25 protein-coding genes are annotated in these 13,097 nt (G+C 59.6%); 5 read left to right on the plus strand and 20 right to left on the minus strand.

Annotated elements, in window-relative coordinates; translation table 11 throughout:
- Positions 1-3: 3 nt before the first annotated feature.
- The 19 genes from AC2T4A_RS27050 to AC2T4A_RS27140 form a co-directional block, all read right to left on the minus strand.
- Positions 4-1,299, minus strand: a complete 1,296-nt coding sequence (locus AC2T4A_RS27050) for a terminase large subunit domain-containing protein (RefSeq protein WP_486742220.1) — start codon at positions 1,297-1,299, stop codon at positions 4-6.
- Positions 1,286-1,837: an HGGxSTG domain-containing protein gene (locus AC2T4A_RS27055; protein WP_486742221.1), complete on the minus strand. Its 552-nt coding sequence runs from the start codon at positions 1,835-1,837 to the stop codon at positions 1,286-1,288. The genes AC2T4A_RS27050 and AC2T4A_RS27055 overlap by 14 nt, the downstream gene beginning before the upstream one ends.
- Before the next feature lie 45 nt (positions 1,838-1,882).
- A complete protein-coding gene (locus AC2T4A_RS27060; protein ID WP_486742222.1) occupies positions 1,883-2,104 on the minus strand; it encodes a hypothetical protein in 222 nt (73 codons plus the stop codon).
- A gap of 45 nt (positions 2,105-2,149) precedes the next feature.
- Positions 2,150-2,329, minus strand: a complete 180-nt coding sequence (locus AC2T4A_RS27065; RefSeq protein WP_486742223.1) for a hypothetical protein — start codon at positions 2,327-2,329, stop codon at positions 2,150-2,152.
- A complete protein-coding gene (locus AC2T4A_RS27070) occupies positions 2,329-2,604 on the minus strand; it encodes a hypothetical protein (RefSeq protein WP_486742224.1) in 276 nt (91 codons plus the stop codon). Before AC2T4A_RS27070 ends, AC2T4A_RS27065 begins: the two co-directional genes overlap by 1 nt.
- A complete protein-coding gene (locus AC2T4A_RS27075) occupies positions 2,594-2,821 on the minus strand; it encodes a DUF7940 domain-containing protein (RefSeq protein ID WP_440466890.1) in 228 nt (75 codons plus the stop codon). The genes AC2T4A_RS27070 and AC2T4A_RS27075 overlap by 11 nt, the downstream gene beginning before the upstream one ends.
- Positions 2,822-3,043: 222 nt before the next feature.
- On the minus strand, positions 3,044-3,361 hold the full coding sequence (locus tag AC2T4A_RS27080) for a hypothetical protein (protein ID WP_486742225.1): 318 nt from the start codon (positions 3,359-3,361) through the stop codon (positions 3,044-3,046).
- Positions 3,361-3,588, minus strand: a complete 228-nt coding sequence (locus AC2T4A_RS27085; protein ID WP_486742226.1) for a hypothetical protein — start codon at positions 3,586-3,588, stop codon at positions 3,361-3,363. The genes AC2T4A_RS27080 and AC2T4A_RS27085 overlap by 1 nt, the downstream gene beginning before the upstream one ends.
- Before the next feature lie 96 nt (positions 3,589-3,684).
- Positions 3,685-4,263, minus strand: coding sequence for a hypothetical protein (locus tag AC2T4A_RS27090; RefSeq protein ID WP_486742227.1), 579 nt, complete (start codon positions 4,261-4,263; stop codon positions 3,685-3,687).
- 60 nt (positions 4,264-4,323) lie between these two features.
- Positions 4,324-4,572 carry a hypothetical protein gene (locus AC2T4A_RS27095; RefSeq protein ID WP_486742228.1) on the minus strand — a complete coding sequence of 83 codons (249 nt, stop codon included), beginning with the start codon at positions 4,570-4,572 and terminating at the stop codon, positions 4,324-4,326.
- Complete coding sequence (locus AC2T4A_RS27100) at positions 4,569-5,147, minus strand: recombination protein NinG (protein WP_486742229.1); 579 nt, start codon at positions 5,145-5,147, stop codon at positions 4,569-4,571. Before AC2T4A_RS27100 ends, AC2T4A_RS27095 begins: the two co-directional genes overlap by 4 nt.
- Positions 5,147-5,674, minus strand: a complete 528-nt coding sequence (locus AC2T4A_RS27105; protein WP_486742230.1) for a KilA-N domain-containing protein — start codon at positions 5,672-5,674, stop codon at positions 5,147-5,149. Before AC2T4A_RS27105 ends, AC2T4A_RS27100 begins: the two co-directional genes overlap by 1 nt.
- Complete coding sequence (locus AC2T4A_RS27110) at positions 5,671-6,117, minus strand: recombination protein NinB (protein ID WP_486742231.1); 447 nt, start codon at positions 6,115-6,117, stop codon at positions 5,671-5,673. The genes AC2T4A_RS27105 and AC2T4A_RS27110 overlap by 4 nt, the downstream gene beginning before the upstream one ends.
- Positions 6,110-6,235 (minus strand): hypothetical protein, encoded by a 126-nt coding sequence (locus tag AC2T4A_RS27115; RefSeq protein WP_256233804.1) that lies wholly within the window; start codon positions 6,233-6,235, stop codon positions 6,110-6,112. Before AC2T4A_RS27115 ends, AC2T4A_RS27110 begins: the two co-directional genes overlap by 8 nt.
- Positions 6,228-6,413 carry a hypothetical protein gene (locus AC2T4A_RS27120; RefSeq protein ID WP_486742232.1) on the minus strand — a complete coding sequence of 62 codons (186 nt, stop codon included), beginning with the start codon at positions 6,411-6,413 and terminating at the stop codon, positions 6,228-6,230. The genes AC2T4A_RS27115 and AC2T4A_RS27120 overlap by 8 nt, the downstream gene beginning before the upstream one ends.
- 118 nt (positions 6,414-6,531) lie before the next feature.
- Complete coding sequence (gene dnaB / locus AC2T4A_RS27125) at positions 6,532-7,872, minus strand: replicative DNA helicase (protein ID WP_486742233.1); 1,341 nt, start codon at positions 7,870-7,872, stop codon at positions 6,532-6,534.
- Positions 7,869-8,858, minus strand: coding sequence for a replication protein (locus AC2T4A_RS27130; RefSeq protein ID WP_486742234.1), 990 nt, complete (start codon positions 8,856-8,858; stop codon positions 7,869-7,871). The genes dnaB and AC2T4A_RS27130 overlap by 4 nt, the downstream gene beginning before the upstream one ends.
- Positions 8,855-9,046: a hypothetical protein gene (locus AC2T4A_RS27135; protein WP_486742235.1), complete on the minus strand. Its 192-nt coding sequence runs from the start codon at positions 9,044-9,046 to the stop codon at positions 8,855-8,857. Before AC2T4A_RS27135 ends, AC2T4A_RS27130 begins: the two co-directional genes overlap by 4 nt.
- Before the next feature lie 67 nt (positions 9,047-9,113).
- Positions 9,114-9,545, minus strand: coding sequence for a phage regulatory CII family protein (locus AC2T4A_RS27140; RefSeq protein WP_064979670.1), 432 nt, complete (start codon positions 9,543-9,545; stop codon positions 9,114-9,116).
- Between the two features lie 90 nt (positions 9,546-9,635).
- On the opposite strand from AC2T4A_RS27140, the gene AC2T4A_RS27145 reads away from it, so the two are divergent.
- The gene (locus AC2T4A_RS27145; RefSeq protein ID WP_486742236.1) at positions 9,636-9,869 is read left to right on the plus strand and encodes a hypothetical protein; all 234 of its coding nucleotides are present in this window, start codon (positions 9,636-9,638) and stop codon (positions 9,867-9,869) included.
- On the opposite strand, the gene AC2T4A_RS27150 is transcribed toward AC2T4A_RS27145, so the two are convergent.
- Positions 9,829-10,029, minus strand: coding sequence for a Cro/CI family transcriptional regulator (locus AC2T4A_RS27150; protein ID WP_486742237.1), 201 nt, complete (start codon positions 10,027-10,029; stop codon positions 9,829-9,831). The two genes, AC2T4A_RS27145 and AC2T4A_RS27150, sit on opposite strands and share 41 nt — an antisense overlap.
- Positions 10,030-10,136: 107 nt before the next feature.
- On the opposite strand from AC2T4A_RS27150, the gene AC2T4A_RS27155 reads away from it, so the two are divergent.
- From AC2T4A_RS27155 to AC2T4A_RS27170, 4 genes are read left to right on the plus strand one after another with little or no spacing between them, the layout of a single operon-like run.
- Positions 10,137-10,649 (plus strand): helix-turn-helix domain-containing protein, encoded by a 513-nt coding sequence (locus AC2T4A_RS27155; RefSeq protein WP_486742238.1) that lies wholly within the window; start codon positions 10,137-10,139, stop codon positions 10,647-10,649.
- The gene (locus AC2T4A_RS27160; protein ID WP_486742239.1) at positions 10,609-11,469 is read left to right on the plus strand and encodes a HipA family kinase; all 861 of its coding nucleotides are present in this window, start codon (positions 10,609-10,611) and stop codon (positions 11,467-11,469) included. Before AC2T4A_RS27155 ends, AC2T4A_RS27160 begins: the two co-directional genes overlap by 41 nt.
- Positions 11,470-11,504: 35 nt before the next feature.
- A complete protein-coding gene (locus tag AC2T4A_RS27165; protein WP_486742240.1) occupies positions 11,505-12,329 on the plus strand; it encodes a hypothetical protein in 825 nt (274 codons plus the stop codon).
- A gap of 22 nt (positions 12,330-12,351) precedes the next feature.
- Positions 12,352-12,975: a hypothetical protein gene (locus AC2T4A_RS27170; RefSeq protein WP_486742241.1), complete on the plus strand. Its 624-nt coding sequence runs from the start codon at positions 12,352-12,354 to the stop codon at positions 12,973-12,975.
- Positions 12,976-13,097 lie beyond the last annotated feature (122 nt).

The following is a 13,097-nucleotide window of genomic DNA, read 5'->3' on the forward strand; positions in this document are numbered from 1 at the left end:
GAGTTACATCCTTAGAGGCTCGGAGGTGGCAAGGCGCCGGACTATCGGGTACTGGTAGTGAATGAAGTAGCCGCCCGCATCGTTCGCGTGGTCGGCGCCCTGGGACTTGTCAGGCTCGCCGTTATCTCCCCACACCTGCTGCTCTAGGCAGTCGGCATAGGTCGGGCAACGGTCCTCGTTCACCAGGTAGCGGCGCTCGCCGGCCGCGTTGAGGAACATCGCGTTCATCGCGTTGATCCGGTCTTTGACTGGCGGGTTGGCCTCTGGGGCTTTCACCCTAAAGCCAGCCTGCTTGAGCAATGCGATGTCGGTAGTACTGGCGTTCACTGACTTGCGGGAATCTCCCGAGGCGTCCGGGAATATCGTGATCTCGCAGGTCTTCTGATAGGTGTTGCCGTCGAAGCGCCAGTAGCGCTCCTTGATCTTCTGGATCATGTCGGGCGTGTCGTAGCCCTTAGTGATCTCATCAACCGCCCTGGGTAGGCCTTCGCGCTTCACGTGGGTGATCGCAGACATTTTCCCGACGTTGAAGTCCATGCCGATGTGCAGCGCCTCGCCGGGCTGGTGCACGTCTAGGCAGCCGTTCAGCTTGCGGTTATAGGCGTGGTAGACCGTGCCTGACGTCAGGTTGACGAACAAGCCCTCCAGGTACGCCTGGATCAGCTGAGGCGGGTACGACTCCATCAGCGATGGGATGTAGTCCAGAGGCAGGTTCAGTTCATTGTCGTAGGTACTGGCCTGGACCAGACCGTACAGCGCCTGCAGGTGCGGCTTCTCGCGCAGCTGCTTCACGAACTGCTGATGGACGAACTTGAAACCCTCGGGTGTCGTGGTGACGTCTACCCCGTTCTTCAGCCCCGGCAGGTTGTAGCGCATCCGGGCGATGATCTTGCGCCAGGCGTGCTGGGCCTTGAGAACAGGCAGCACGTCGAGCTCGTCGACCAGGGCGTGGCCAATCTTGAAGCCAACGATGGTCTGCGGCTTCTCCATGGATCGGCAGATGGTCGTTCCGCGGTACCGGCGACCGCTGTAGAACTCCACCTCCTTGTCGTTCTCCTTGGTCCTGACCCGCAGGCCCCAATCGAACGCCACTTCCTCGATCGTCGGATAGAAGATGTCCCGGATCTGCGGATAGGTCGGAGCGAAGTACCCAGCGTTGACCTTGGGCCACTCGCAGAAGTGCCGGCACAGCGCGGAGCTGCCAACCCAGGTCTTGCCTGACCCGAAGCCGGCCACGAAGGCGCGGAACTTGTGCGGCAGCGCCAGGAACTCTGCCTGCGGAACGTTAAGGCTTGGCACCGCGCTTCCTCGCGTCGGTCACCATAACCTCGATTCGTTGCGGCACAGTATCGTCGCCCTCGCCATCCAGCTTCTTCAGGATGTCGGCGCGCTTGGCCTCAAGGTCACCGATGCGACCAAGTAGGCGGTTGATGATGTCCTCGTAGCCACGCCGCCGGCGCTGCACAGTGCGCGAAGGCTTGCCAGGCTCAACCGGCTCATCACCCTCTTCTACCGGATCGCTTCCCGGCGTGTGGATGCTTTCCAGATCAAGGTCAAGGCCATCACCAGCCTCAGACTTGGCCTGAGCGATCAGCGCGCGCCGGAGCTGCAGCTTGGCGATCTTGATGTCGTCGTCCAGCGTTCCAACCGAGATCGAATCCCAGAGGCTGCTCTCGTCCTCAGTCAGCGTGTCCGAGTAGATGCCGTGCTTTCGGGCGTTCTGATTGCCCTTGTGCGTCTCGGCAGCCTTTCCGCCGTGCATACGACAGCGGCCATTGGGCATTGCCTGTGCTTGGCATGAACGGCCACTGCGGGTTTTGGCTCCGCAGGTGGCCATTCAACTACCTCGCAGGGGATTGCATGGGGTGTTTCACGAAACCGGCTACACGCGCTTCGCTATTACCCCAGCTTGAAGAATCTCAAATGTCTGGTCGTCGACTTTATTGACCGCGCCTCCACGTGCATCCGTGTAACTCTTCAGGCTTGGAATGCGATCTCGCCCATCAATGACATATTCCTGGTGGAGCCTGACCTCATGCTCGCGACCATTGGTGTCGATGACCTTGAAGGTTTCGACCAGTTTCCTTTCCGTTCTACTAGCCATCCTGCCGCTCCTTATTGGGGTGGAGCAGACAGGATGGCATGCAAATCACAGCTCAGGATAGCGAGTACCCTCGAACGCGATCTTCATGCCGCGCGAGACGGTGGAAGCGATCTTCTCGCCGTCAGGCTCCATGCCAGTCAGCCAGGCGAACAGCATGCAGGCGCGCAGGTAGGGGATTACCCACCAGGAGCGCTTGATGGAGACGGTCATGGTGCAGGTGGCCATCAGCAGGTAATCACCGGCTGGCCCAGGTAGTACGGGTCGTGCGGGCGGCGGAATGGCCACACATCGTGCGATCGCTTTCCGGCCTCACGGATCGACTCCACGATCTTGTCGAGGTCGCCAGTAGGCGCCTTGATGTCGACCCTGACCTCCGGCGTCACCTTCACGAACACGGTCTTCAGGTGATCCTTGATGGACTGCCATTGCTCGGCGGTAGGCTCGGAGCCGTTCAGCTCAACGAAGCCTTGCAGCCAGTAGGCGAACTGTTCAGACGTCATCTTGCTTCACCTCTCGCGGAATCGAGGGCTGAACGATCACCCGGGACACCGCAACCGCCACGCCGAGAACCATGTTCACGGCAGCGAAGATCATCGGGTCCACGGCGCCCTGGAATGCAGACCACCCGGTTGCCGCGGCGTTGAGCGCCACTCCGAGGATGGACAGCTGCACACTGCTCAGCCGCCACCAGTGCTTGGCTTCAGGGATGAGCTTCATCGGGTTTCACCGCGGGTAGTTGTTCGAGGCTTTCGGCGTAGCGCTTCCACTCGGCCGCTTCTTTCATGGCCTGGCGGAGCTTTCGCCGGATCGGTCCAATCGGTTCGCACTGACAGTCGCACTCGCGGACTATCGGTGTTGGCGTGTACGGCCTAGAGGGCATTGGCGCCATCTCCTGCTGGTTCGCGCAACCGGCGAGCAGTAGGACCAGCAGCAGCCGTTTCACTTCGGCCTCGTCTGAAGAACCAGCCCCTTCTGCCAATCCATGATCTGGGTGACTTTGAACTTGTTCTCTTGGACGTCGATGCGCAGGTTATCGACCAGCCGGTCGTTGGCATCGCGCGAACGCTCCAGGCCTTCAACTCGCTGAGTGATAAGGGCCTGATTGGTCTGGTAGCTGTTGATCTGGGCCTGCATCGATTGGATGGAGCCATACACGTACATGAAGGCACCTACAGCAACGGACGCGAGGAGAGTCTGCAGCAATGGTACGAAAAGCTTGAACCATGTGCTGTCAGCAATCCGGGAGGCGTCGGTCACTACGGTGTCTCCAGGGGATAAAACGCCGGTGATGTGCCATTGGGCCCGGCAGAGGGCTCCGGATTCTCCAGAGCGGGGGTTTGGTAGCCGAGCACGCGAATGGGCAGGAATGGAAAGTCCCGGCAGGCTCGGTCGTAGTCGTTGGGATGGATCAGGATGCTCTGGAGCGTGATTCCGCGTCTCTGCGCCTCGTAGTACCAGCGCTTGATGCGGGCTTCGAGAGGCATGCGGACTCCAGAAACGAAGAAGCCCCGGCAATTTGCCAGGGCTCCGAGCGGTAAAACCGCAGAATGGGGAAATATTCGGCCATGCGGCCACTAATGTCAAGCGGCCATATTCAGAAGCACACCTTCCGAATCAAGAATCTCACCGGCAGCAATCAGCGCCTCTTCCTCCATCTGGTTGAGTGTACTGTTTACGTCAGCTTTCCAACGGCGCCTGGTTCGCTCAGGCGTGGCCTCGGTATCCCAGTTGTTCATGTCGTAGAAGTGGCCTGGCAGTACGATCATGTCAGTGCTGCGCTTGCCTTCAGCTCCTTTCAGTGGGGGTATCGCCCAAGCGGTGACGGCCTTCTGGACGAAGAGCTGCGGCGCATGGCTGGCAATCAGGGGGCAAAGCCTGCCGATGGATTGAACCTTACGGGCCTTGTGCGTGCTGTACTTGGCGACGAGCGAGTCCCAGTGCCGGGGCTTAAGCATGCTGTGCAGGCGGGCGAATACCCAGCAGTCTGCATCAGTGCGCTGGATCCCTTCGGAGCCACCGCTACGGATCAGGGTGGCCAGGTCTAGCCCATTCTGGTAGCCCGGCCGATAGAGCTTCTGCCATGCCTGCTTGCTAGTGTTGTCGATTGTCTCGGCGGCGAGGGCCGAAACGACGGCGGCAAGTACGCTGGTATAGATCATTCCACTTCTCCCCTGATCAGCCCGTATTCCCGAAGGATTGCCCAATGCTGGGCGATGTATTCAGAAAGACTCATTGCCAGCCTTCATTGCCCGAGCCTTGTCCCGCTTTATGATTGCCGTGCAGCGGGCATCGCCGTAAAAGCATTCATCAGGCATTCCATTTGGCGCAGAGCCGCAGCAATCAGAGCAAATCCACCCGCATTCGCCGCGGGCGGCCTGGTCTGTCCACTCCCGAGTCGCGGCATTCATGCCTTCAATGTGGGACTCAAGATTCGCTGCAGGCATTACCGTCACTTTGAGTTCCATCATGCTGCTCTCCCCTTCAGCTCGCGCACCTTGGCGCGGTAGTGGGCCTTGATGGCCTTGATCTCTTCTTTGCTGAGCTTCTGTGGCTCGTGCGGGCCTTCCAGCCTCGCAACACGCTCGGCGCCGATCTTTGCCACCAGGTTGATCCGGTAGTTCACGATGTCGCCGGACTTGTGGTTGTTGCAGGGCGCGCACTGCTTGTGGACGTTGTCCTCGTCGAACCGAAGCTCTGGGTTCGCTCCTATGGTGCGGTAGTGGCCGGCGTGGTATTGGCCGTCATGGTGCCGACCGCAGGAGATGCAGGGTTCATGGGCATCTCGGAGCCGAATGAACTCGTTGAACGCTGCTTGGGCTTCGCGCAGATGGTCGCTCTTCGACTTGATTCGCTCCTGCGAGGCGCGCAGTTCCTTCCGCTGTCGGTCGGCGATCGCTTTGCGCGCCGGCGCCTGGTGCTTGTCCTTGGTCGCCAGGGCACAGGCCGGGGAGCAGACACGCTGCCCAATGCGTTGCGGCACGAACTTGGAGCCGCATTCCACGTTCTGGCATTTCTTGGGCTTGGGTTGGCGAGCAGACAGCATCACGCAGCGTCCAATCCAAGTGTCAGCTGAAGCTGATGCTTCCAATGCTCAACCTCATGCACCAAGCTCGGCTTCTGCCAGCGCCACTGAGCAAGCTTCTGCCCGCTCAGACTCGCCACCTTCTGCCCATCTGCCAAAGCTTTACACGCTCGGTCAAACCGCTGCTTCTCATCCAGTTCGCCGCGAAGCAAGGCATCGATGTGAAGGTCACACCACACCGAGAACTTGGCGTCGCACCAACGTGCAAATGCCACAGCAAGCTTGGGATGGAGCCAAGTGCCGCCGCCGCGGTCCACGCGCGCCTTGCTGGTTTTTACATACCCGGAATTCCGGGGATCTATGATCCCGGACTCGACGCCGGTCAGAACTTCATCAAGCGCCTGGATGTACTTCAACGTTTCGGCATTCTCCATCCAGCGATCGAGTCGCTTCCCGAAGCGCTCGGCAATCTTGGTCGCATGGAGCCAGCCCTCGCTATCGAAGCGCACCGGTTGACCTTGGTAGTGGAAAGGAATGATGTTGTTCATGCAGCTCTCTCCTTGCGGTCGCCGTAAATGGCGAGCATCAGGTCTTCTGGGTGCGGCAGAAGTAGGCCCAGGTGCTCAGCGCAGTACGCATCGAGGAGCTCCAAGTAGGTCGTCATCTGCTGGATGTTGAATGAGCGCGTCTTGGCCCGGCCGACGCGGTATTTAGAGCCGTCTGGCAACTGGACCGGGTGAACCTCACTGGGCCACAGCCGGCTCACCATGATTTCGTGCCACTCCTCGGAACTGGCGATCTGGCCAAAGGAGTCGCGCAGGTGCTTCTGGATCACGCCGTTCCACATCCAGAGCAGGCGGTTCTGGGCGTCGCTGCGCTTGCTGCGAACCTCGCTGATTGCCACCTTGCGGGGCTTGCTCAGGTCCAGGCCCGCGATGAAGCCCATCAGCCGGCTGCGGTCTGACTCGGTGCGGAGTTGAAGGTCAGCCATGGCTCGCTCCAAAGGCGACAGCGAGCGCCATGCAAAGGCCAATTCCGATAAGGCTGCTGCGATTCAGCGAGAGCCAGCCGAAGAACGACAGGATGGCGATGATGGATAGGTCAGCCATTGCACGCCCTCCTCTCTACCTCGATGCCGGCATCGCCGCGCTCGACGATCTCGTCACCGATCACGCCGTTGGACTTCATCGACTCGAAGGCCTGGTAGGCGTCGCGGTGGTCGTCGGCGAGGATGATCGCCACCCGGTGGGCGCCGTTGTGGATGTACTCGATCTCGAATTCAGCCATCACGCGACCTCCGCTTCCGGCCAGATGCTCTTCACGACCTGCAGCGGGTCGCAGTCTTCCATCAGGATCATCGTGAATGCCGGGCGGCCCGGCAGGATTACCTTCCAGCAGCGCTTCATCACCAGTCCTCCTGCTTTTCTTCTTCGCGGCGGAAGTGGCTGGCCAGAGGCATGAAGCGAGACTTCTCGCCCTGGAATGCGGTCAGCACGGTTCCGATTTGGCCGTCACGGTTCTTGCGGATGATGATTTCCCCGATGCCCTTGTCCTGGGTGTTCGGGTGATAGACCTCGTCGCGGTAGACGAACATCACGATGTCGGCGTCCTGCTCGATGGCTCCTGATTCGCGGAGATCGCTGAGCACCGGGCGCTTGTCCGGGCGTGACTCACAGCCGCGATTTAGCTGGCAGAGCAGCAGCACTGGGCAGCCCATTTCGCGCCCGAGCAACTTCACCTGACGGGACATGGTGGTTACGTCATCGACCCGCCCCTTGCCGTCGCCCTCGACGAGACCTAGGTAGTCGATAGCGATCAGGCCTAGGCCACCCATGCGGTGCTTCTGCCGGCGCGCGATGGAGCGAATCCGCGGCATGGTCATCACTGGAACGTCGGAAACAACGATCGGAGCATCGCGCAGCTTCAGGGTCGCCGCGCCGAGCTCCGTCGAGTCCTTGTGGGCGCAGGAGCCGTCCTTCAGGTTCGGCAGCGGGATACCGCCTACAGCGGCCAGCAGGCGGTCAGTCAGCTGGGTCTTGGTCATTTCCAGGCTGATGACGAGGGCCGGCTTCTTCTGGGCGATGGCCACATCAGCAACGATGTTCATTGCCAAGGTGGTCTTGCCCATGGCCGGCCGACCAGCAATCACCACCATCTGGCCTGCCTTGAGTCCTTGGGTGAACTTGTCCAGATCCGGGATTCCGGACTTCAGGCCGTCGATGACCTCGCCACGTATCGCCCGGTCGTGTCGTTCCTGGATCACCTCAACGTGATCTCGAAGAATGTCACCGATCAGTTGGCACTCACCGTCGGCGCCGCCGACATCCAAGCCGAGCACAAGGGCCTGAGCCTGGGCGATCTTGTCCTCGATGGAACCGCTCTGGTGAGCGATCTCCTCAATACCGCTCGCTGCGCCTGCGATCTGCCGGGATATGGCTCGCTCACGGACGATGCGAGCGTACTCCTTGGCGTTTGCCACGCTGGGCGTGTTCGCCAAGATCTCGCCGACGTAGGCCATGGTCCGCGTTTCGTCGTCCAAAAACTCCTTGGCTTCGCCGAGGGTGATGATGTCGATCGGCGTGCCGGCCAACTCCAGATCGAGGATCAGGCGGTACAGGTCGGCGTTGATGGCGTAGGCGAAGGCATCCGGCGCGAGCTCATCGGAAAGAACGCTGATCAGGTGCGGCTGCTTGAGCATGGCGCCGATGACGCCGTGTTCTGCTTCCAGGCTGTGGAGTTCGATCATGCTTGCTCCTCCAGTTGGCGGAACACTGCACGGGAGCAGATCACTTCGAGACGAGGAACAACGTTTGCGCCGCGGTACCAGACCTGAGTCATGCGGTTTGCGCGGTCGAAGATGGTCTTCCAGAGTGGGCTGGCCTGGTGCTTGTCGCTCTCGTTCCAGCGCTCAACGATCAGGGCGCGGAGAACCTTGTCGCCGGCAACCGAGACAGCGGGCAGGTTCTGGCAGGTGCGGTGGTACAGATCGATGATCTTGTCGACCGGAACGCCAGCCTCGCTCACGGCCTTGGTGGCGCGCTTAGCCATCCAGTTGACCAGGAAGCGGCGCCAGTCTTTCTTCGCTTTGCGAGGGTTTGCAGCAGCCCAGACCGCAGCACGGGAGACTTCGGTTTCCACGTCAACCGGGGCATAGACGCCAGCCCACTTCGCGATCAGCTCTGGCTCGACGTGGAAGTCTTCGCCATCGAACGAAACCCCGTTGGATTTCTCGACTGGAGAGTGATTAGCCCCCTGGGGGGCGGAAATCTGTTCCGAAGGAACAGTTTCTAGGGGGAGATCTTCTTTCTTTGTATAGAGAAGGGTCTGAGCAGATTTGGTCTCACTCGACTGCGTTCCCAGTGAGACCACATTGTCCGAGTGAGATGATTTGGTCTCACTGAGACTGTTTTCCTTCTCCTCGAAGAAGACCCACTCGTTAGCCGGAGAGACACCCAACTCACCGCGGCTTCCACCGATACGGAACAGGATGCGACGCTCGAGTAGGTGGCTGATCGCTTTGGAAACTACGTCGCGGCGCATGTTGGTTAGAGCGCCAATCTCGTCGGCAGTGAGGCGCTTTGCCTCTACCTGGTAGCCGATCGTCTGACGGCTTACTGCGAAAAGAACGCGGAACTCACGGGCAGGCAAATCAACCTTGGCCAGTGATTCCATCAGGCTGTTGTCCATCCGGGTAAACCCCCCGGTATTGCGCAATGAGATAACGTTGCTCATACTGACTCCGTTGCTCGAGTTTCCAACTGCACTCCGGCTGCCACCGGTTTGCGCATTGCCAAGGCCCTGTAGTACTGCTGCAGGGCCTTGTTCATTTCTCGCCGCGCATCATTCGCGCAAAGCGATTCCATCTCTTCCGCCGCTTTGGCCATCGCCTCGTAGTCCCCTTGAGTCAGTCGCTTTCTCATCAGCTTTCTCTGGTTGCCTACTGGTTAATGCGAAGCCGCAGGGACATTTCCGCGCATGCGCGGAAAATCAGGCGACCTTCACCGAGTGCTCGAGCACTTCCACAGCGGAGCGAATCTCACTGATCGAACGGCTCAGGGTTGCCTTCTCGAACTGGGTAATGCGGTTGTCTTCCAGCGCGTCGTGAAGCTCACGGGTCACGTCGCCGACTTCAGCCAGGAGGCCTACCAGAGCCTGCAGGGGCGCTTCTGCGCGCGGAGTGGCTCGTGCCACCAGGTCGTAGCCGTACTCGCCCAGCAGCGAGCGCAGGATGCGGCGACGGCCTTCCTCGGGAACGTGGGCCAGCACCAGGCCGAACATCTGCAGGTTCATGCGGTGCTCTTCACGGTTCGGGTTGGCGCAATCCAACAGGCGGGTGCGGTTCACCCCCATGCTCTTGGCCAGATCGGTGCCGCCGTGGGCGATCACCTCGTCGTGAATGGCCTTCTCGAAGTTTTCCATCTCGCGAATCCTCGTTTCGTTTCGCGTTCCGTCGCTGACGGCGCGCTGGCAACCTGTCATCACTCGATCAACCGACAGGGAAACTTCCCCATGGCCGACCTCTCCGAACTTCGTGGCGAAGTGCTCGCCCTGCACTGCGCCTTCGCCGCCCTACTCCAGACTCTGCCGCTGACTTACCAGATGCCGATGTGGCGACGCTTCGAGCATCTTTCCGGCCTGGTCCAGGACCGCATGGACGAACCGGGCAAGGTGGGATTCGCGAGCGCAGTTGTGCGCCTGCGGGTTAAGCGGCCGTCTTCGAGTTCTGCGTCGGGAACGGCTTGATCTCCTCCGCGGAGAAAGAGCCGTCGGCGTTCTCGGTTACGTAGATGTCACGACCGACTCGCAGGGCTTTGTTCAGCGCGCCCTGGGTGAGCCCGAGAAGCGCGGCAGCTTTGGTCTGGCCCTTCTCGGCGGCGAATTCATTGAGGGTTATGCGGTGCATGGATCTGCTCCCCATGGTGGCTTGTGAGAACAGATTATCTCCCATGGCGATATTTAGCAACTCCATTGGAGATAGCCGATTATCTCCGCCGGGAATACGATCAGGCGATGAAGAAAGAACGACGCGAACTGGAAGACTGGGAAAAGCAGGAGTGCGCAGCGCTGAAGGCTGCCATTGCTGAGTTCAATGCCGGGAAGCCGCGCGAGAAACGAGTCACCCAGGAAGAGTTGGCCCACGAGCTGAAGATGAGCCAGGGAACCCTGAACAGTCATCTGAACGGCACTCGGCCGCTTAACAAGGAGATGGCTGCCAAGATCTCGGCGTTCATGGGGATTCCGGTTTCACGTTACAGCCCTCGACTGGACCAAGAACTCCTGGATCTAGCGAAGGCTGTGCATAACAGGGACACAGGACCAGGCCTTGTTCTGATCGATGAAGTCGAACTTGGCTTGAACATGGCCGCACTGGAGCGGCTGAAGGGCAAAGCAACACCAAGAAGTCTCGAAGCGCTGAAGCGCATCGAAGGGGCGGCCATGAAAGGCCACCTGAAGGAAGAGGACATCGTCCTCCTAGAAGGGATTGCAGCTCGATTTGAAAAACTCAACAAGAACGAGCCTTGAGGCAATTGATGTCGCTGAGGTCGTAACCCTGCTGGGGCGAATGACCGAGGGAAACGACGGCGAGACCTACAAGGCCGAACTGCTGACTTCTGCTGATCATTCAGTGACCGGCTACGTGAAGCTTTCCACGGATTCGAGAAAGCTCATTGCAGAATTGGTTACCGCCCAGGTCGGCAGAGCGCTTGGACTTCGAATTCCGCGCCCATTCATCGCGATCCTTGATACTGCAGACCTCCGCGCGGAGTTCTCGTCGGCTTTCTCGGACCAGGGATTCATGGTTTGTTACGCCAGCGAGCAAGCCGGCAAGCGCAGCTACAGTCTAGAGCGCGGCCTCAACAAGCCCAGCAAAGCACTGCGAATAGCAGTAGAAAACCAGTTCGACCTGGCCGGCACGGTGGCACTGGACGAATTGGTGGCCAATGACGACAGGCACCTGGGCAACATCATCTATACGCCCGGCAGTCATGAGTTCTGGCTGATCGACCATGGGCGAGCCCTGACCGGAACTTATTGGGCTCTGTGGGGCCTTGATGACCCGTCCATCTCGGTTCGGAACCAACTGGCCGACACTGGTGCCCCAGTATGGGATCAGGCCAAGCGCAAGGGTATTATTGATAAGGCGCGTGACCTGGTAACCAAATGCTCCTTGCTTTGCTTGGACGAGCTTGACCGAGATGGTCATTTCGCCAAAATTGACCCAGCCACGGACAGGCAGGAAATCATTGGTTTCTTGCGCGAACGCATTAATCACACGGTGCCACTCCTATGCAATCGACTACAGATGGGGCATCTGTCTTTCACGCAGCCGAAGCTTTCCTGACTCCAGGCAGAGAACGTTTCGTCAAGGCTAGGTGGATGGCAGTCCACCTTGAGCCAATCACATTCTCTGGAGAGAGGATCACCATCGCGGTCGCGATAGTGCCTGAGGATGAAACTGCACCGAAGGTCATCAGCACTCTCCTCCCAGAGCCCTTGGAGCAAGTGTTCGGTCAGTACGGCAAGCATCTCTTCAATCTCGCTGGAAACGTGATATCCGAGCTGCAGGCCTATCTGTCCACGGGAGGGCCCCTGGAATCTTGGGAGTCATCGATGCAGGGCGTGTTCGCCGGCAAGGTTATTCCAACGCGGAACACATCTATCCAGGCCATCATCAAGTCCGCCCTGACGCACTCCTCCTTGTTCAGCGCAAAAGGAAATGACGCGGCCAAAGGCGACGCCGCAGAGCGCTCCCTGAACAAGTTCCAGGAAGAGATAAAGAAGCTGGTGCTTGCCTCCCGCGAAGGAATGAAAGTCCGTTTCAACCAGAAGATGCCGCTGTACGGTGGCAAAGCGAAGGTGTCGATCACCTACGTTGGGACGCACCTGGCGATAAATCTGGCAACTCTCGATACGACCCTAACTTCGCACTCGCAGCAACGCGATGCAGCTCATCGGAAGATCAATCAGCTTCTGGCGCTTCGTGAGATTGCAATCGGTCACAAGCATGACCAGTTGATGATGGGGTTGTGGACGCCCAATCGAGAACTGAGCAAGCACCAAGAAGACCTTTTTGATGCGTACACGACAGAACTTGAATTCGCATCAAATCGAGCCGGCGTTCAATACGTTCTGGCGGATGGCGGCGTTGATCTAGGCCAGGCCGCCCTACCCTTTGCAAAGAAGATCCTGGAAGACGCCTAGCACACCCAGACAAGGAGGTCTTATGCGTATCGCTATTCTGCTCGTCGCTGCACTTGCTCTCGCCGGCTGCGGCCACACTCAGGTTGCTTACACCCCCGCCCCGCGCGCCGGCATGGACACTAAGCAGGCCGCCTCAATCGTCGAGCAAGGCTTCTACGAGGACTACGGCAGCGAGAAGGCTCAGTCCGCCATGGTGACGCCCGAGTACATCGCGCTTTCGAATGGCACAGTCAGCCGCGGCGTGAACGTCGGCCAGGCATCGGCGTATAACGGCGTGGTCGTCGGCCTTGGCTCGACCTTCATGACGACCCAGGAGATCAACCAGCGGATCTACTACCGCTCGGTCGGTGCCATCCAGGTCTACAAGAAGAACATGCGCGACAACCGGTATGCGGTGATCATCCGTACCTCCGAGGGCGCCAACGCCCGGCGCATTTTTTTCCGCTCCGAGTCGCGCGCCGAAGAATTCGCCGATGCGATGGAATACCTGAAGCGCAGCTACGCGGCCGGAACTCTCACGCCCCAGGCACCTGCGTCCTCGATCGGGTCCACCCCGACGCGCGAGCAGCAGGTTCAGCAGCTCCAGCAGCGCAACCTGCCCTACGAGCAGTACCAGCAGGAGTACCGGAGGATCATGGGGCAGTGAGCGATAAGCGCATTGTCGCCTATCGCTTTGTTGCTCGCGCTTGTTTGTGCATGCAGGGAAGCATGTATCCGCTGTACCGCATCTAGCATGCACGCCTAGCTTCGGAGCGTTGCCAGAGCGTC

It is taken from the genome of Pseudomonas sp. PVC-3-1 (genome assembly GCF_057444315.1).